This is a genomic window from Lentibacillus sp. CBA3610 (assembly GCF_013373365.1).
Taxonomy (GTDB): Bacteria; Bacillota; Bacilli; order Bacillales; family Amphibacillaceae; genus Lentibacillus.
Window position 1 is genome coordinate 143373 of sequence record NZ_CP035925.1, and the last position, 18109, is coordinate 161481.

The following is an 18109-nucleotide window of genomic DNA, read 5'->3' on the forward strand; positions in this document are numbered from 1 at the left end:
GGGTAATTAGAAATGAATGAAAATGTAATTGCTAAAATACTATTTATTATAGGCGTTGCACAAATGGCAGCTGGATTGATTATCGGTCTGATAACAGTGACCGCCAATTTTTATATGATGAACTGGCAGGTATTTTTCGCATGGACGCTCGGCGGTTTTGTATCCGGCATGTTATTCATCGGATTTGCCGAAAACATTCGCCTGCTGCACAGCATTAATGAAAAAATGCGACCAGCTGGTAAAAAACGTGGTCCTGACCTGCAGCAGAGCCAAACAATGGAAGATTCACAGCCAGGATGGGTATTGGGCGAAGATGAAATGGCAAAAATTCATGACCGCTATTCAGAAGAAACGATTGTTGAGATTGTTCCCTCACCCAAGGAAGACTACTGTTTGGTGAGATTTAAAAGTGGCAATGAATATTATGTAAGAGTTGTTTATATTGGCGGATTTGGCGTACAGGAAACAAACGATGCAACGATCAGACAATCTGTGATCCAGTGGTACAATAAAAATAATTAACAGATGTTTTAGTACATAAAAATGTACAACCTTTGTTTTAACATATAATGACAAGATTCGATGTTAGGGGTGTCTTTTTGGCTAATCGGAAGTTTTTGAAGATGGGCAGGTTTGGATGGACTCTCATAAGTACTGTGACTGTTGTGTTAGTGGCTTCGGCATTATTCTTTTTTAATTTATTTGATTTGAATCCGCTCGCCTTATTTGGCGGCGATGACAGCAACGCAACAGAAGCAGACGATATGTCAGAGGAAACCGCCCAACAGGTAGAAGAAGTGCGGGAAACCGTTGGAGAGGAGAATCAGGATCTGGGACAGTTTGTCTCGGACACTCATGATTTCTATAATGAAACAACCGGCTATGGCGGTATATCATCACTTGATTGGGACCGGCAAAGGGAAGAGGCCAACTTAATCCTGAATACGCTGGAGGACAAATTGCCGGAAGTGGAAGATAATGTACTGCAAGCTGATTTGGAACGGATTCGGGAATTGGCGAATGGTGTGATAAATGAAAAGGAGTCAGGTCATGTACGCACGTTACACCGCATGTTTCATGACCTTGATATTGCCATGAATGACTATAACACCTATGATAAAATTTGGAATGCGACCTGAGACGGTTAACAGACAACAAATAGTATTCATAATCGACATAATTTATGGTCCTGCAGATTTGAAAAACGCACTTGGTGTGGAAGCGACTCCGGCAAGACTTGGTGAAGTGAATAAAGAAACACAGTATGCGCTTGATTATTTTGGCGTCGAAGCACCGGAGCTTATCGCGAAAGTGGACGACGATTGTTAGTATTTTTTTTGTATGCCAGCAAAGTGTCGATAATATTGAAGATGTGCGGATTACAGAGGTTATCGACCCATCATAAGGTTTCCAATTTTGAAACAAAAGAACCGCTCTATTTCCGTGCAGAGCCTGTCGGATGCACAGCGACAATATTAAATAAAATGCACAAAGAACATGGTGTCGTTCTTACTAAGGAAAACGCCGGATTGCTGTTGTCGGCAATTATTTCCGATTCATTGCTATTGAAATCACCGACATGTACAGCGGAAGACACAGAAGCGGCCTATGAACTGGCTGAAATTGCCGGGGTGGACCTTGACACATACGGTCTTGATATGCTGAAAGCTGGTGCTGACTTGAGTGATACAACAGCACTTGAACTGGTTACAATGGATGCGAAAGAATTTACCATGGGCGATGCAAAAGTACAAATTGCACAGGTCAATGCGGTGGACACCGATCAGATTTATGAATCACAGGACGCAATTGAAAAAGAAATGGAACAGTTAATCAGCGATAATAATCTGGAATTATTCCTGTTTGTTGCGACTGATATTTTAGAGAATGACTCGGACGTTCTGGCACTGGGCAATGCGAAAGACAATGTTGAACAAGCATTTGATGTTAAACTGGATGACCGCAACCGCGCACTGCTGAAGGGCGTTGTCTCCCGTAAGAAACAGATTGTTACGAATCTGACAGAAGCATTTACCAAATAATGGACGTGAAAAAATCCCTGCAAGCGTGATTAGTGCAGGGATTTTGTTTAAGAGAGACAAGTATGAAATTCAGAGAAGTTTTGAAGGCAGAAATCGGCTGTCTCGCCGATTTCATCCAATTCGACCTCTTATTTCTGACTTCTGGAAAGACGAGGCTGGGCCTGAGTTTTTCTAACATAAATAAAAAGTCTCTTTGCTTATCGTAAATCTCTCCAATGCCTCATCATCGATTTCAAAGCCGATACCAGGTTTGTCGGGAACGGTAATCATACCGTCATTAACAACGACTTCAGGTTTGATGATGTCTTTTTCCCAATACTGCGATGAGCCGGCTGTATCACCGGGCAGTACAAATTGCGGCAATGTTGTTAGTGCAATATTATGAGCCCGGCCGACACCTGCTTCGAGCATACCGCCGCACCAGATGTCAATGGTGTTTTCCCGGCATAGGTCGTGAATTTGTTTGGCTTCAGAAAGACCGCCGACACGTCCGATTTTGACATTAATGATCCTGCAGCTATTTAATTCAATCGCTTTTTGGACATCTTCAAGTGAATGAATGCTTTCGTCCAGGCAAATCGGTGTCTGAATCGCAGCCTGAAGTTTGGCGTGATCGACAATGTCATCATGTGCCAGGGGCTGTTCAATCATCATCAGATCAAGCTCATCCAATTTTTGCAGTTGGTCAATATCTTGAAGCGTGTAGGCTGAATTGGCATCGGCCATAATCGGTGTATCGGGAAAATGCTGCCGGACTTGACGAAGCATTTCATAGTCATGCCCCGGCTTAATTTTGAGTTTGATTCGTTTGAAGCCCTGGTTAATATGATGGTCAATTTTTTGCAGCAGATCGTCAATGGTCGGCTGGATTCCAATGCTGATGCCAACATCAATTTCCTTTTTATTGCCTCCGAGCGCTTCCGAAAGTGTGATAGTTTCCGATTTAGCGTAAAGATCCCATATGGCGCCTTCCAATGCAGCTTTCGCCATATTATTGCGTTTAACCGGTTTGAATACTTCTTTGACATCATTCGGATGCTGGATGTCATTTTCCCGCAGCAATGGTATTAAAAAATCTTTTATCATATGGTGGGTTGTTTCAACGGTTTCCTCGGTATACCAAGGGCTGATGAAAGCAACTGATTCGCCAAACCCGCGAATTCCGTTGGCGTCAATGGCTTCAGTGATGAAGAATTCTTTTTCCTGCATTGATCCGAAACTGGTCGTGAAGGGATTATTCAGCATCATTTTCAGTCGGTGGAGTTTGATTTGCCTGATTTGTAATGTCATCATTTCTGCCTCCGTTAAAGAATGATGTATGTTTTCAGTTTACTATATAACCATCTGTTTTTCATGGTATCAGAACAAGGCCGATTTGTATTATTTATTTTCTATCAGGCATAAAATCAGTACAAACCCTGCAAAAAGGATGGTATACATGTGGGCGGATTTTAAAGCATTCGCGCTGAAAGGAAATGTTCTGGATCTTGCAGTTGCGGTCGTTGTCGGGTCAGCTTTCGGAAAAATTGTCACATCGCTTGTCGAAAACATTATCACGCCATTGGCAAGTGTTTTGGGGAGCGGGGTGGACTTTACGAATTTAACGTATACAGTCCGGAATGTGGACGTGCTATATGGTGAATTCTTGCAATCTGTATTTGATTTTGCGGTTATTTCAGTATCCATCTTTATTTTCATACGTTTAGTCGGAAAGGTAAGACGTGAGGAGGATTCGAAAAAGACACCCAAACCGGATGAAAAAGAAAAATTGCTCTCAGAAATCCATGATCTGTTAAAAAATGGTAATCAACAAAAAGCTAAAAAGAAAATGGTCGTTAATGTAGGCACAAGGAAAGACAGGGAAGAGTAGTTTTTGATAAATGTCTGTGCATCACGTAATATGATATTGAGTGATAAATTGGGGGAGGGGATCGAATGGCTAAAAAGATAGCTCTATCATTCAGCGGCGGGAAGGACAGCTGCCTGGCGCTTTATTACTTGCTTGAGCAGGGCGTTGATGTGCGCTGCCTGCTGACGACTGTATGGAAGGGGAAGGGCGAAACGGTTGCACACGAGGAAAGGCGCGATCGTGTTGAGAAACAGGCTGAGCGGCTGGATATTCCTGTTCATTTTATCGAGACGGATTTTAATGCATACACGAATGATTTTATTTTTCATATAAACGAGATGAAGCAGCATTATGGCATTGATGGGATGGCGTTTGGTGATATTTATCTTGAGGGGCACCGCAAGTGGGGTGAACAGGTCGCAAAAGAAGCAGGCGTTGAGGCTGTCTATCCACTGTGGTCAGATCAACAGGAAGTGGTCCGCTTGCTGCGCGAATTTATAGCGCTTGGTTTTGAGGCGGAAATAATCAAGGTTGATGCAGCGAAATTACCGGATAGCTGGGTTAGCCGGATTGTTGATGATGGATTTGTGGAAGATATTTTAGGGTATGATGATGTTTGTCCAATGGGTGAATCCGGTGAATACCATACATATGTGCACGATGGACCGATTTTTCGGGCGGTACCAGACAGATGATAAGGAATGGAGGCGGCGAGCGCTTTGAAAGTATTGGCAGTGACAGGCTATAAACCAATGGAGATTAACATATTCAAGCCGGATGACGAGCGGATTCAATTTATAAAAGCAGCAATCGAGAAGCGGCTGATCGGATTTGTTGAGGAGGGCCTGGAGTGGGTGATTATTTCCGGCAAAATGGGCGTTGAGCTGTGGGCCGGTGAAGCAGTACTGGAACTGCGTGAACAATATGGGCTTAAACTTGCTGTGATTCCGCCATTTGAAAACCAGGAAGAACGCTGGCCCGAACCAATACAGCAGGTTTATCAGGAATTGACGGCAGCAGCGGACTTTTTTCGACCGCTTTATAAAGGTGGCTACAGCGGTCCCTATCAGTATCAGGCTAACAACAAATGGCTGATTGACAAAAGTGACGGTTGCCTACTGCTTTTGGATGAGGCGTTTCCCGCGAGCAATCGTTATTTTCATCAGGAGGCACAGCAGGCTGCAAAGACAGGCGATTATCCGGTTTATTTGATTACCCCGGCTGATCTCGAGGACACGGTGGAAGAAATGCGGATGATGGACCCGGATTATTGGATGTAGCGTGGTGGAATTGCCTGATTGCGGTGGTGAAATTGGCTGTTTGGCTGAAGTTGTCACACAATTGGCTCAAGTTTACGAGATATCGGCTCAAACTGTCACAATTCCGGCTCAAGTTCACATTTATTTGGCTCAAATTGTCACATATTCTTTTCAGCACACATGAACGGGGCACTAATTCTATCTGAAAATCATACGCAACATTATTTTAAAAATTACAGCGATTATGCAGGATTTTCATGAATCGTGTCGAAATAAGGTAAGAGAATGAAAAACTAAATAAGAAAGGCTGTGCTCCATGTTTATTAAACCTCTTGAAATCCCCGAGCATATACTGTTTGCAAAGTCAATGGACCGCCGAACTCCCGCCAGCCATTCCTCCAAGAAAACCATCAGTAATCGGGCTGTGAATCTTCTCTCAGGCTACAAAGGCGAAAGCTCCATGAAATATCATCTCCAATTTCTTCCGGAAGACGAATTTCACATCCTTCATTATGTGAGAATTCCCGATCTCTATGGACATTTTCAAATTGATTTTCTTATATTATCCCGCTGGTTTCATCTGATAATGGAAGTGAAAAATATTTATGACAATATGAATTTTGACGATATGGGGCAGACTTACCGGGAAATTGATGGGAAAGTGGACGTTTTTGCCAACCCCGTTGAACAGATAAACATGCAGCAGAGAAGGTATCTGGATTGGCTCCGCAAGCATGGTTTTCCGCTTCTCCCAATCGAAAAAATTGTCGTCTACAGCCGTGATGACACCTACCTCCGAAACCTCACCAACGATAAAATCATTTCTGATATCGTGATGCATCGCGACAAAGTACTCTCCAAAATTGAAACATTGATGAATAAACATCAATCTCCACTGATTTCTGAGGACCATTTAATGGAGATTTCCTGGCGGCTTCTTAATGAGCATGTACCTGAAGACGCTGATGGGATGGAGAAATTTGGTATTGACTATAGCGATCTGATAAAAGGTGTTATCTGTCCAGCATGCAGTGCGGTACCAATGCGTTGGAAGAGCGGGAAATGGTGGTGTCCGTCGTGCAGTTGTGTTTCTAAAACGGCGCACCGGCCAGCTTTGGCTGACTACGCGCTGTTGGCCGGAGATTATATTAATAATCGGCAGGCGAGGGATTTTTTGCAGTTGAAATCCATCCATACAGCTAAGCGATTAATTCAGCAAGAAAATTTTCAGGAATTTGGAAAAACAAGTGGGAGAAGGTATAAAATTGACATTGATAAACTGGTGAATGATAAAGTTCACAATGAAAACGCTAAAGTTCATACTTAAAATGCTGAAGTTCACAGTAAATCCGCTAAAGTTCACAATTAAAATGATAAAGTTCACAAATTCCAAGCGTGTCTGGCGCCATGATCATAACCTGTTGCTTCATTGAAATGATTGTAAATAACTAAGATGCGTACATCATTGTCATGCAGAAGATTGACTTCGTTCGTATCCATTCCGGCTGAAACACCTTCTTTATCCCCGAGGTACCGTCCCCAGACTTCCGGCTCACCGAAGTTTTCATTGACACACTGGTATATGTTTTCATCGGTATAACTGGCAGAGTCGACACCCCAGTAAATTTCCTGCTCATTGTCACCGTTCTGACCGTTTTCGTCTCCGTTTGATGGTGAATCAGGCTGGTCGGATGAAATGTTCAATAATAAGGCCAAAATTAAAGGCGCTGCAATCAAAAGTCCTAATCCAATGATATAATAAATTTGGGATCTCCCCATATAAGACCTCCCTTAAAGCTCTATAGCAGTGTATTAATGAAAAGAAAAATTTGTATAGGCTTGAGAGAAGTCTATGTCGAAAAAAGGCACGTGTCAGTCCGTGCTGTCATTAAGAGCAATTTTGCGACATTTATAGAAGAGTTAAAACGTTTCTTCTTTTGATAACCTTTGTTACACTACAAGAACGGTCTTAAATTTGAGGCAGTTAAATAAAGTTTTTGCCGGTACACACAGGCTGAAATTTAATTTTAATATAGATGTTTAGACGCTAAATAGGAAGGGAGTGGTATCATGCGGCTGATTCGTGCAGGCGTACATTTTTATCTTACAGGGCTTATTATTCTGACGTTTGGCATTGCATTGACCATCGAATCAACAATGGGCGCTTCGCCGTTTGATGCGCTTCTGGTCGGGCTGCACCGTACGTTTGGGCTGACGGTTGGCAGTTTTGAAATAATTGTTGGTTTGACGATGATTTTGTGTAATGCCCTGGCAGCGAAAAAAAGGCCGGAATTCTTTGCCCTGATTACGTCCTTTGTGACCGGAATCGGCATTGATACATGGCTTTTCTTGCTTGGCGACATTGTGACACCTGTCACGTGGTATGGGGAATGGGCAGCGCTTTTAATTGGGACGATTTTAATGGCACTTGGCGTAGCATTTTATCTGCAGTCAACTATTGCTCCAAACCCGATGGACCGCTCCATGCTTGTCATATCAAATCTGACCGGCTGGAATGTGTCCTATTCGCGCGCAGCCATTAGCATCGTGCTTGTCATTCTGGCTGTCAGTTTTGGAGGAGCAGTTGGCATCGGCACATTAATCAACGCATTATTTTCCGGGGTCATTATCAGTTTCTTTTTACCATATGTGAACATGTTAAAAAGAGGTAATCGGAAGCGCGGTGAAAATTTGGTTTCCTGATTGCGGCAAGTTTTTCGCTGCGGTATAGAATTCTTTTTCTCGTCAAAACCTATGCGTGAAATCGCAAAGGAGGAAAAGATTATGGGCGGAAAACCCAAAGGACCAAAACAGCAGGAAAAACCAAATCTGCCAAAAAGCCCGAAACAGCCATATGGCGAACCGATGCAGGGCTCCCACAAAGTGAAACAGCGGAACCATTCACGGCAAAAACACAATCCGCATCATGATATGTAGCACGCTGATAAAAATAGCACGCAAATTTATTTGTGTGCTATTTTTAATGTGGTAGGATAATGTCAACAGTCATATGTTTAAATGAGGGTGTGGTACGATTGAAAAAACTTTTTATAATGATGGTTGTCGGATTAATTTTAGCAGGCTGCGGAAATGCGGATTCAGAGCACAACTCAGGATCGGCTGTTAAACAGACAGAAGCAAAGTCTGACGTAGCGGATCGGGAGTTTATTATTCGGGATTCTGTTGATGAACCACTCCCACCGGAAGCACAGGAGATCGAAGCAATGCCGGAAAAATTCGAACCGCAGCAAATACCAAACGCGAATTTGAACGATCCGATTGTGATAACAAAAATGCCATATGGTGACGAAGAAAAACCCTGAAATGTTTGCGGCAATTTATGCGCTAGCGTTTCAGGGCTTTTTAGTACGAACTTAGGTACGGGATAGCGAATATTTTGGACAATCTGTGATAGAGAAGATTTACTGGCGTTTTCATGAGAGAATTATGTTAAAAATTACAGGATGCGCTGTAGTTTATTCCAAAAACGCTGTAGTTTGCAGCTCCCCGCTGTAGATTGGAGTGTATTCGCTGTAGATGGACCGGAAAACGCTGTAGTTTGAAAGAAATGCGCTGTAGTTGGAGGGAAAATCGCTGTAGATCATCATTACACCTGTTACAGTATAATGGGAAGAATCTTGTTAGATGTCATATAAGTGGGGTATTCCCGATTTAGAATACCCCATTAAATGTTTCAATAAACAATCCGGTTATTCTTTTGCTCATTAGCCCGCTCTATCTCACATATTTTCGTCGGAATCCAGACCGTCCTTTTAAACGTAAGAACATGCAGCAGCTTAAATAAATAAAGATCGAACCTGGATGCTCTATCTATAGTTTCATTACTGGCGATGAACCGCATGACATCACGCCTTACCATTATTTTACCCCGTCAGTCCCATTATGACAATCATTCCGACAAAAAACACCGCTATCATGAGCCAAAATTTAATATGTTCTTTTTTGTTAGTTTCTTTAAAGTTAATCGAATTTTCTGTTATTTAGCTTGACACCCTAAACGTCACTTTTAAAAATCGGGGCATTAACAACCGTAAATCTCTGCTATAATGAACGCAGGATCTGTATCACAAGTTACGGACAATAAACTCTCAAAAAACGGGGGTTACCAATCCGCGATACTGTTTAACTAGCATTAAGCGCGGAAATACGCCTCGCTGAATGAAGTGTTGCTGACTATATGAGGGGGAAGACGATGGAAGGCGAATCAATCAAATTAACTAATCTGACAAAATCATATCGAAAACATGAAGCAGCCAAAAGTCTTAATCTTGAAGTAAATAAAGGCGAACTATTCGGGTTTCTTGGGCCAAACGGGGCAGGGAAAACGACGACGATTAAAATGCTTACCGGGCTGCTGGAGCCGACGAGCGGATCTGCTGAAATCAACGGCATCGATATTTGGCAACATCCGCTCAAAGCGAAAGAAAAAATTGCTTACGTGCCTGACCAGCCGAATCTTTACCCCAAATTGACGGGATGGGATTATCTCGAGTTCGTTGGGTCGGTTTTCCGGCTGCCAAAAGATCAATTCCAAGCTAAAGCAAATGAGCTTTTACAGATTTTCAGCTTGACTGAACAGGCGAATGATTTAATTGAAAGCTATTCACATGGAATGAAGCAAAAAATCGCCATTTGCGGTGCACTGGTGCATGAACCGGATGTATTGTTCATGGATGAGCCGACAGTCGGACTGGATCCGAAGAGCGCACGCAATCTGAAAAATCTGCTTCGTGAGTTTTGTGATAATGGCATGACAGTCTTTCTCTCCACGCATATTCTCGAGATTGCTGAGCAAATGTGTGACCGGGTGGGTATTATTTTCGAAGGTGACATTATAGCACTTGGAACTATGGATGAATTGAAAGCAGGAGAGGACGCTGAACAAAGTCTGGAGGATATCTTCCTTGAGTTGACCGGCGGCGAGGATCAGCAGGCCATCATCAATGAAATGTCCGACGATGACGGTGATGCCAAATGATGAAGGCTCTGTTGCGAAATCAGTGGAAAATTTTCATCAACACGCTGAAATCACAGCCAGGCAAAAATTATTTCGGTTATTTTGTGATGTTTGCGGTATTCGGGATTCTGCTTTATTGGTTTTCGGCAGGGATCTGGGCGCTTAGTGATGTCATAACAGAACCGGTATTTGCCGGTATACTGACATACGGATTTTTAATCGTTATTGGATTTATCATTCTGCTTGGACTGCCGCAAGTGTTCAAGCATCTGTATTCGGCGACCGATCTTAATTTGCTGTTTACGATGCCGATTCCGACACGCCATATTTTCTGGGTCAAATATTTGCAGAGCTTCGTTGGCATTCCGTTATTGGTATTCGTTCTTTATATCGTTCCATTATTCGTTTATGGTGCTTTTATCGGTGCAAATTTGCTGTATTACCCGGTCGTTTTGATTGTCCTTTTGTCTGTCATCGTCATCGGGCTTTCGATCGCTTATTTATTTAACCTGCTGCTTGTGCAGGTCGTTCCGGCAAGCAAAGTAAATGAATTCATGACGGTCATGAGTTTCTTATCCGGTATTTTTGTCTATTTATTATTCATGATGCCGACCATGGTAAATGATCGTCCGTTATCTGAAATGATTTTAGCTGGATTACCGCTGTTTCCGGAATGGGTACCGGTCACATGGGCGAGTGATGCCATTATTGGTGCTGTTTCGGGATCGATTGGTTTCCTGCTGCCGCTAGTCATGATTGTGGTGCTGGCAGTCATCTTCTTCATTTTGACATCAACACTGGTAGAACGTGGTTTCCGGACCGGCTGGGTAAAATTGAGTGAAGGTGGCGGGAAGAAGCGAAAGAAAGGTGCCGTAAAAAAATCGGGTCCAAAACTGAATCATCCGGTCATCGCTGTCGGAAAAAAAGAATGGTATGCGATCAAACGCGACGTACGGGAATGGCTCGTGTTCATGCCGCTAATTTTCTTTTTTATATTCGGGTTTGCCGGGTTCCTTGCAAGTGGTGGCGGCCTCAGTGATTTGCGCGGCCCGAGTGAAGTGACCTGGCCGATCACGCAGGCAATTCTGTTATTCATCTATGCCATGTTCAATGGGCAGATTGCCAGTTCAACCATCGCCAGGGAGGCAAGGTCAGTCTGGATTTTGCACATCCTGCCATTATCCGGAAAAGATATCGCATTCGGCAAACTATGGATCAGCTGGCTGCTTCCGTTTGTCATTTTGACTGTTGTTGAGATCGTGATTGGCCTGTTCTTCGGATGGTCAGCAGTTCAATTTATGGCCGGTATCGCCATGAAAGCTGTTATCACGGTTGGTATCAGTGGAATTGGGATGTGGCTTGGTACACTTGGTGCAAAATATAACCCGGATAATCCGCAAAACAGACTGAAATTCGGCACAGCTTTCATTCTCATGATTGCTTCCTATGTGTATCTGTTCTTTGCGTTGATTCCGTTTGTGATGCTTTTGATTCCGGTTGAGGTAATGGATTTTGCACAAATCCTCAGCCAGGATATTGATGGTTTCTTTGGCTCTGTAGCCGGGTTTGTTTATACAGTGTTGAGCTGGAAGGCTGCCAGTCCGGTCATGGTCTCCATTGCCGGTATTCTGCTCATGCTCATTTTTTCATTAGGTATTTCGTATCTATTCACCATGATGAGCGCCCGTAAAATTGATCAGGGAATCGAAATTGAAATGGTACAGAGTACGAAATCAAAACCGTCACTAAAAAATAGGGGGGGTCTGTCCCCTACCATGCTAAAGCGTTAATGTGGTGAGGGACAGACCCCTTTTAAAATAAAAAAGAGGGGGATTTTATATGTCTACTATTTCCGGAATCGGGATACTTTTTACTGTACTTATATACGCTCTCGCTTTATACATCGCCTACCTTGTCATTACTGTTGCAGTCAGGCATGGAATCGATAATTCAGAAGTGGGGAAGATGCTGAAGAAGAAGCATAGGGAAAAATCTAACACTAAGGATGATTTGGATGAAAATTAGAGGCATGGAAAGGCGAGTGGCATGAAACGCGTTCAGAAAAAGGATTAACAGCAATTGTCACTGAAGGAAACGCGCTGGATCCATCCACGTATATGAATCATTCTGTAAAGGAGGCTTCCGATCAATGAAAATCAGAAAAGCAACCCGGCAGGACGCACCAAGTATTGCCAAAGTCCACGTCGACAGCTGGCGGACGACCTATAAAAACATTGTTCCTGATGCGTTTTTGAACAGTTTAAACTACGAGGATCGCACAAAACTTTGGGAGCGAAATGTGACGCAAATGAGTGTCTTTGTCGCAGAAACCGAAGACGGAGAAGTTATCGGATTTTCAACAGGCGGCAAGGAGCGAGAAGGAAAATATGATGAATACGAAGGGGAACTTTATGCGATTTATATTTTTGAGGGATATCAGGGTAAAGGAATCGGTAAAAAACTGGTTAAGCCAGTAGCTGAGGAACTTTTACAGAATGGGATCAATTCCATGCTGGTATGGGTGCTGGAAGATAATGATGCCACATACTTTTATGAAAAGCTTGGCGGGAAATATGTTGATACATCGGACATGACGATTGCCGGTGTGAAGTTGAAAGAGATTGCATATGGCTGGCAGGATCTTGATAAACTTGCGAAAGAGGGCTAACATGAATTTCAAGGAATTTGGAACGATTCGTTGTAGTTGAAAGAAGCGGTAAGCACCTGGAAAGTCGTGGTGCTCATTTTATTGAAAAACGTCTCGAATTTGATTGGGGTATCATAGCGGTTTTACTGGATACGGATGGCAATCAGACTGAGTTAGGTGAAATATGGTAGCGCAAATTCAAGTGGTACTTGTCGAGGGAGTCCTTAATTATGTGAAGGGGGCATATAATGTTATTTTCGGTTAGTATGTTTCACGTCCCTGATTGGTATTTAGCACTGATGGTGATAGTCGTAGCTTTATTTATAGCAATCGGTTCATGGTGGCTGAAGTAACATAATTGTTCCCATACATAAATGATACAAAATGCTGCCCTGCCATTCAGATGCGAGAACACTTTTATTGACAACATTGTATAAGTCGTACCAGTTGATAAAAAATTGCATCACATCATGGTAAAATGAAGTCAGGAGGCGGTTTTGCATGAAAAAGATTGATGCCCAAACGGCTAAGGTATTGGAAGATATTATTCAAGATAACGATGAGTTATTTGAATTTAATGGACGCCAATATAAAATTGTAGCATTAGATAATAAAGACGATACGGAAACAACTGTAGCAGAAGATGTTGAGAAATATCCTGAGTTAAAACAAAAATTGCGGCAGGCTAAAAAAGATATAGAAGAAGAAAACTACTTTACTTCAGATGAAATGAAAGAAAAGATTCGGAATGGCCAAGTATAATGAAGTTTAAAACTATATCACTACATCGGAAATATGAAAAGACCTCTTAAATAAAATCATGATTAATCACCGTGTGAAGATCAATCAGAGTGATCGCCATAAGGTAAAACGTTAGGAGCTGATTTGTTATGTGTGGGATTTGATTCAAAACACAAAAATAGAGATCTCGAAATTCCGAAGCATCGCCAGGCATTAATAAATGCAATTGAAAGAGACCTGATCAATGATGAAGCTGTTTTGGCTGTTTTTACGGAGGTTCAATAGGAGAAGAAAATACCGATTTGTATTCTGATATTGACCTACGTATAGTGGTTAAAGATGAAATGTATGAAGAATACAGGTTGAATAAAAAACAAAGGGCCAGAAACTGGGGCCGAGTTTTGTTTTTCGAGGACCTTCCATGGACATCATTTAGTATTGCTCACTTCGACACCTTTATAAAAGTGGATACTTTTTATTACACAACGAAGGATATTCAGCCATCAATTTGGCTTCAAAATATCAAGGTTGTCCACGATCCTGCCGGCTTTGTCAATGAAGTGAAACAACAGTCACTGAATTTATCCTACTTCCCAAGTGTTCAAGAGGTTGAGTTGTGGAGAGCAAATTTTTTTGCTAATTTTCACGAGGCTTATAGAAGAATAATGCGGGAAGAGATTTATTATGCTTTGCATTGTTTGGATAATTTACGAATGTCAATGGCGATCGCTTGGTATATGAAATCAGAAATTCAACCCAATACCTTTGGCGATTGGGCGAAAATTGAGGGTAAAAGAAGTGAACTGAAGGATTGGCAATTATCTCTTCTTGCGCAATGGCACAGCAGCAGAGATCCAAACGAAATTTTAAATGTTATAAAGGAGATTGTTCCTGAATTTAAGAAAGTTCATAAGTATTTATGTGAAAAGGTCGAGATTGAAGAACAGCCTCAATGGGTGGAAGAGATTTTAAAAATGGTTCTGTGATGATGGGATGCTTTGGAAAGCAGGAAAATTTCATAAATTGATTTTCCATAAAAGGATGCCATTCTGGAATAAAAGGCAGGGTTATTTCTTAGTCAGTCGACGTGAAAAGAAAACCCGGCGATAAGGGGGTAAAACATTTGGCTCAATTTGTCATATTCATCATATTTGTTTTCCCAATTGTTTCGCTGATATTAGGCGTTCTTGGGTATTATATCTTTAAAAACATTTATCTAACACCAATAATAATCGCGATTATAGCAGTTATTGCAACCTTTACAGTATATAACACCTCATTTTGGTTTTGGGCAGTCCTGTATACATTGTTGTCATTTTTATCCGGCTTCTTAGTTAAGTCGTTATCTTCAAAAAAGCAAGGTAAGAATAATGGCATTCACTTATCCAGGTAACTGACAGGAATAGTTTAATCGGATTCATAAAAAAGCATTAGTAAACTAAACAATGGAGGAATCACAGTGAAAGTCAAAATATTGGACGCGATGACGTCAGGCGGATTGGAAAAGAAAATCAATCGTTTCATTGAAGAAGAATATGTTACGATTATCGACATTCAAATTGCTGCCGGGTTTGGAAGTGTTGTGGCTATGATTCAGTATGAGGAATAGTGGAAGGTCAAAACTGTATTAACTACAGCGGATTTATAATAATTTATGGAATACGGCTTATCTGCACTCCATGTCGGAAGAATAATTGGGGTTCAGCAGTGAGTCTTAGTAGGCGGACACGATTCGTTGCTGATCTACAGCGATTTTATTCCAATCTATAGCGAATTTCACGCAAACTATAGCGATTTACGCCTAAGTTATAGCGGAATTAGAGCAATCTATAGCGGCCCCGCTGCAAACTACAGCGGATCATTCCATAAAATGACAAATCAAAAGTCGTTCGTTCTTAGCTAAATCATCAAATTTGTCAAGTCCTGGGTTGGGAGCGTTGGCAGCATTCGGGAATAATGGCTAGTTATTTTTACCTTATGGATTTGTCAGTAGATTGATTATCACTCGGACCAAGGAAAAGGTGGTTATTATGCGCATCATCCTCGAACTCTTACGGATCATTCTAATATTTGCACTATTTGGGGGCTTGTTATGGTTAATACTCAATAATATTTACGATGGTATAGCCGCAGAGCAGTATCAATGGATCGGCGGCCTGGGTATATATGTGTTTCTTTTTATACTGTACCGGAATCGCTGGCAGTTTTCCGGCTGGTATACGGGTGAAGGGCGTCAAAAGCTTCCAAAAAAAGCAGTACAAACACTGTCAGCCACAGCCCTATTATTGTTAGCTATACCCTTCATTTTAAGTATGATCGATTAATTTCTCTATCTTGTTTTAATTCTAAATCAATAAGGAATAATACGTTTAAACGATCATGTAAGTGGAGGAGATCTTGTGAAGAAGCTGATTAAGCGGCTAATCAAATATGGGCCAATTATCTATCCGATGATTAAAAAGTTTATCGACAAGCGGAGAAATGATCGAAATTATCGTTGAATTTGTTGAGCTGCCTGAATACGGGTGGCTTTTCTACCCGGAAAGTGAAACGGATTCATAAGCGCCGCAATCTTAACCAAACCTCCTTTCACTCCTACAATCGAAAGAAGCAGCAAAAAAGGGGCATGTATTTAAAAAAATTTATACCAATTACGACACTTTTTTTAATTGCATTTCGATAGTAGTAAAAAGAAGGTTTATCAAAAAAGCTTCATTCCAAAAAATGCCAAAGATTGGGAGGGGTACAATGCAAATCAACCATTTGCTATTCTCTGTGTCAGATTTGGAAAAATCGATTGAATTTTACCAGGAAGTTTTTGGTGCGAGGTTATTGGTCAAGGGAAGAAGTACAGCATATTTCGATTTGGATGGTTTGTGGCTGGCGTTGAATGTGGAAAAAGATATTCCGCGGAATGACATACATGAGTCCTATACACATACGGCTTTTTCGATTGATGAGGCGGAATTTGATGATATGTATGACAAATTGGAGCGGCTTGATGTGACTATTTTAACCGGCCGGCCGAGGGATGAGCGGGACAGGCAATCAATCTACTTCACGGATCCGGATGGACATAAATTCGAGTTTCATACAGGGACATTGCAGGAGCGGCTGGAATATTATAAAGCGGACAAGCCGCATATGGAATTTTTCAAATAAACGGATGGATTCCGAAGTTTGGCTAGAATTTCCCAAGGTCTACATTAAGAATCCCGAAATTCACAATTTATATACTGGAGTTCACAATGAAAATCCCGAATTCAAACTGCATCTGCATAAAAATGCACACGTAAATCGGTATATACAGTTTTCAACCGACGTGATACTATAAACCTATCATGTAAGCAGAGGTGACACACATGCTCAAAGCAATTATGTTCGACTTGGATGATACGTTGATTTGGGATGAGAAAAGTGTTGATGAAGCATTTGCAGCAACTTGCCTTCTGGCGGCACAAAAATCGGATGTACGTCCGGATTTGCTGGAAGAAAAGATCCGAAAAAATGCGCAGGAACTGTTTGCCACTTATGATACGTACGAGTTTACTGAAATGATCGGAATCAGTCCGTTTGAAGGTTTGTGGGCTGATTTTGATGATGAAGGGAAGTCATTCGAGCGATTGAGAGCAATTGCTCCGGAATACCGGAAACAAGCCTGGACAAGGTCACTAAAGGAAGCGGGTGTCGATGATCCGGAACTGGCAATCGAGCTAGCGGAAAAATTTCAGGCCGAGCGCAATAAAAGTCAGTTTGTTTATGAGGAAACATTTGATGTGTTGGATACATTAAGTGATAACTATCGGCTGCTTATGCTGACAAATGGATCGCCTGATCTGCAGCAGACAAAATTAAATATAACACCGGAATTAACCCCCTATTTTGATCAAATTGTCATCTCGGGCGCATTTGGAAAAGGGAAACCGGATCCATCGATTTTTGAGCACGCGCTCATGCTATTATCTGCCCGGAAAGATGAAGCACTCATGGTGGGTGACAATCCGAATTCGGATATATTGGGAGCATCGAGAGCAGGGGTTTCATCGGTCTGGATTAACCATCATAACGTTGAAGCTCATGATATCAGCCCGACATATGAAATATCACGGTTAAAAGAACTTTTGAACGTATTGAAACGAATCGATTGATAGATGCCAAAATTTGTTCAGTACAGTAAAGATTCAAAAGGAATTTCAGTTTTGAGAAAATTAATGATACAGGGGCGGGAATGGGGAAGGTTATGAACAGATTTTTGTTGCATATTGAAGGGTTTATGGTCTTATTGCTGACACTTTCCTTATATGCATTTTTTGAATTCAGCTGGCTGTTATTTTTCGTTTTACTATTGGCACCGGATATCTCAATGCTGGGTTATCTGATCAGTAACAAAGCTGGGGCATGGATATACAATTTATTCCATACGTATAGCATGGCAATAGCGGTCGTGCTTTGCGGCTTACTGTTTGTAAACGCAATTGTGCTGGCGATAGGTCTGATATGGACTGCCCATATTGGTATGGACAGGATGATTGGCTACGGCCTGAAGTACCCATCCGGCTTTAACGAAAACCATTTAAATCGGCTGTGAAGCCA

Annotated in this window: 26 protein-coding genes and 1 pseudogene; 24 read left to right on the plus strand and 3 right to left on the minus strand. The window is 41.8% G+C overall.

Features of this window, described 5'->3' with window-relative positions; genetic code table 11:
- The first annotated feature begins 12 nt into the window (after positions 1-12).
- From Len3610_RS00730 to Len3610_RS00740, 3 genes and pseudogenes are all read left to right on the plus strand, one after another.
- Entirely contained in the window at positions 13-522 is a 510-nt protein-coding gene (locus tag Len3610_RS00730) for a hypothetical protein (protein WP_176446260.1), read from the plus strand.
- A gap of 77 nt (positions 523-599) precedes the next feature.
- Positions 600-1139: a hypothetical protein gene (locus Len3610_RS00735; protein ID WP_176446261.1), complete on the plus strand. Its 540-nt coding sequence runs from the start codon at positions 600-602 to the stop codon at positions 1137-1139.
- Positions 1129-2042 (plus strand): annotated as a pseudogene (locus Len3610_RS00740) (manganese-dependent inorganic pyrophosphatase). Before Len3610_RS00735 ends, Len3610_RS00740 begins: the two are co-directional and overlap by 11 nt.
- A gap of 171 nt (positions 2043-2213) precedes the next feature.
- On the opposite strand, the gene menC reads toward Len3610_RS00740, so the two are convergent.
- Complete coding sequence (menC, locus tag Len3610_RS00745; RefSeq protein ID WP_176449510.1) at positions 2214-3332, minus strand: o-succinylbenzoate synthase; 1119 nt, start codon at positions 3330-3332, stop codon at positions 2214-2216.
- Positions 3333-3480: 148 nt separating this feature from the next.
- Here menC and mscL point away from each other — a divergent pair, with 148 nt between their 5' ends.
- From mscL to Len3610_RS00770, 5 genes are all read left to right on the plus strand, one after another.
- The gene (gene mscL, locus Len3610_RS00750; RefSeq protein WP_176446262.1) at positions 3481-3912 is read left to right on the plus strand and encodes a large conductance mechanosensitive channel protein MscL; all 432 of its coding nucleotides are present in this window, start codon (positions 3481-3483) and stop codon (positions 3910-3912) included.
- Between the two features lie 65 nt (positions 3913-3977).
- Complete coding sequence (locus tag Len3610_RS00755) at positions 3978-4586, plus strand: Dph6-related ATP pyrophosphatase (protein ID WP_176446263.1); 609 nt, start codon at positions 3978-3980, stop codon at positions 4584-4586.
- A 24-nt stretch (positions 4587-4610) separates the two neighbouring features.
- Positions 4611-5171 carry an SLOG family protein gene (locus Len3610_RS00760; protein ID WP_176446264.1) on the plus strand — a complete coding sequence of 187 codons (561 nt, stop codon included), beginning with the start codon at positions 4611-4613 and terminating at the stop codon, positions 5169-5171.
- 4 nt (positions 5172-5175) lie between these two features.
- A complete protein-coding gene (locus Len3610_RS00765; protein ID WP_176446265.1) occupies positions 5176-5334 on the plus strand; it encodes a hypothetical protein in 159 nt (52 codons plus the stop codon).
- 183 nt (positions 5335-5517) lie between these two features.
- Positions 5518-6477, plus strand: coding sequence for an NERD domain-containing protein (locus Len3610_RS00770; protein ID WP_255259869.1), 960 nt, complete (start codon positions 5518-5520; stop codon positions 6475-6477).
- Positions 6478-6530: 53 nt separating this feature from the next.
- On the opposite strand, the gene Len3610_RS00775 is transcribed toward Len3610_RS00770, so the two are convergent.
- On the minus strand, positions 6531-6929 hold the full coding sequence (locus Len3610_RS00775; RefSeq protein ID WP_176446267.1) for a glycoside hydrolase family 25 domain-containing protein: 399 nt from the start codon (positions 6927-6929) through the stop codon (positions 6531-6533).
- Between the two features lie 291 nt (positions 6930-7220).
- Between Len3610_RS00775 and Len3610_RS00780 the strand changes: the two genes are divergently transcribed.
- The 3 genes from Len3610_RS00780 (at position 7221) to Len3610_RS00790 (ending at position 8473) form a co-directional block, all read left to right on the plus strand.
- The gene (locus Len3610_RS00780; protein WP_176446268.1) at positions 7221-7853 is read left to right on the plus strand and encodes a YczE/YyaS/YitT family protein; all 633 of its coding nucleotides are present in this window, start codon (positions 7221-7223) and stop codon (positions 7851-7853) included.
- An 81-nt stretch (positions 7854-7934) separates the two neighbouring features.
- A complete protein-coding gene (locus tag Len3610_RS00785; RefSeq protein WP_176446269.1) occupies positions 7935-8087 on the plus strand; it encodes a small acid-soluble spore protein P in 153 nt (50 codons plus the stop codon).
- A gap of 98 nt (positions 8088-8185) precedes the next feature.
- On the plus strand, positions 8186-8473 hold the full coding sequence (locus Len3610_RS00790) for a hypothetical protein (RefSeq protein WP_176446270.1): 288 nt from the start codon (positions 8186-8188) through the stop codon (positions 8471-8473).
- Positions 8474-8844: 371 nt separating this feature from the next.
- Here the strand turns inward: Len3610_RS00790 and Len3610_RS00795 are convergent, their stop codons facing one another.
- Positions 8845-9030, minus strand: a complete 186-nt coding sequence (locus Len3610_RS00795; protein WP_176446271.1) for a hypothetical protein — start codon at positions 9028-9030, stop codon at positions 8845-8847.
- A gap of 333 nt (positions 9031-9363) precedes the next feature.
- Between Len3610_RS00795 and Len3610_RS00800 the strand changes: the two genes are divergently transcribed.
- From Len3610_RS00800 to Len3610_RS00860, 13 genes are all read left to right on the plus strand, one after another.
- A complete protein-coding gene (locus tag Len3610_RS00800) occupies positions 9364-10149 on the plus strand; it encodes an ABC transporter ATP-binding protein (protein ID WP_176446272.1) in 786 nt (261 codons plus the stop codon).
- On the plus strand, positions 10146-11918 hold the full coding sequence (locus tag Len3610_RS00805; protein ID WP_176446273.1) for a putative ABC transporter permease subunit: 1773 nt from the start codon (positions 10146-10148) through the stop codon (positions 11916-11918). Before Len3610_RS00800 ends, Len3610_RS00805 begins: the two co-directional genes overlap by 4 nt.
- A 49-nt stretch (positions 11919-11967) precedes the next feature.
- The gene (locus tag Len3610_RS00810) at positions 11968-12153 is read left to right on the plus strand and encodes a hypothetical protein (RefSeq protein WP_176446274.1); all 186 of its coding nucleotides are present in this window, start codon (positions 11968-11970) and stop codon (positions 12151-12153) included.
- A 124-nt stretch (positions 12154-12277) separates the two neighbouring features.
- Positions 12278-12796, plus strand: coding sequence for a GNAT family N-acetyltransferase (locus Len3610_RS00815; protein WP_176446275.1), 519 nt, complete (start codon positions 12278-12280; stop codon positions 12794-12796).
- A gap of 17 nt (positions 12797-12813) precedes the next feature.
- Complete coding sequence (locus Len3610_RS00820; protein WP_176446276.1) at positions 12814-12966, plus strand: hypothetical protein; 153 nt, start codon at positions 12814-12816, stop codon at positions 12964-12966.
- Between the two features lie 310 nt (positions 12967-13276).
- On the plus strand, positions 13277-13537 hold the full coding sequence (locus Len3610_RS00825; protein ID WP_176446277.1) for a hypothetical protein: 261 nt from the start codon (positions 13277-13279) through the stop codon (positions 13535-13537).
- A 341-nt stretch (positions 13538-13878) separates the two neighbouring features.
- A complete protein-coding gene (locus tag Len3610_RS00830; RefSeq protein ID WP_369693627.1) occupies positions 13879-14502 on the plus strand; it encodes a hypothetical protein in 624 nt (207 codons plus the stop codon).
- A 137-nt stretch (positions 14503-14639) separates the two neighbouring features.
- Positions 14640-14909: a DUF2651 family protein gene (locus tag Len3610_RS00835; protein ID WP_176446278.1), complete on the plus strand. Its 270-nt coding sequence runs from the start codon at positions 14640-14642 to the stop codon at positions 14907-14909.
- 66 nt (positions 14910-14975) lie between these two features.
- Entirely contained in the window at positions 14976-15125 is a 150-nt protein-coding gene (locus Len3610_RS00840; protein ID WP_176446279.1) for a hypothetical protein, read from the plus strand.
- A 421-nt stretch (positions 15126-15546) separates the two neighbouring features.
- Positions 15547-15840: a hypothetical protein gene (locus Len3610_RS00845; RefSeq protein ID WP_176446280.1), complete on the plus strand. Its 294-nt coding sequence runs from the start codon at positions 15547-15549 to the stop codon at positions 15838-15840.
- Between the two features lie 424 nt (positions 15841-16264).
- Complete coding sequence (gene fosM, locus Len3610_RS00850; protein ID WP_176446281.1) at positions 16265-16678, plus strand: FosM family fosfomycin resistance protein; 414 nt, start codon at positions 16265-16267, stop codon at positions 16676-16678.
- Positions 16679-16878: 200 nt separating this feature from the next.
- Complete coding sequence (locus tag Len3610_RS00855) at positions 16879-17664, plus strand: HAD family hydrolase (RefSeq protein WP_176446282.1); 786 nt, start codon at positions 16879-16881, stop codon at positions 17662-17664.
- Between the two features lie 92 nt (positions 17665-17756).
- Positions 17757-18104: a DUF4260 domain-containing protein gene (locus Len3610_RS00860; protein ID WP_176446283.1), complete on the plus strand. Its 348-nt coding sequence runs from the start codon at positions 17757-17759 to the stop codon at positions 18102-18104.
- Positions 18105-18109 lie beyond the last annotated feature (5 nt).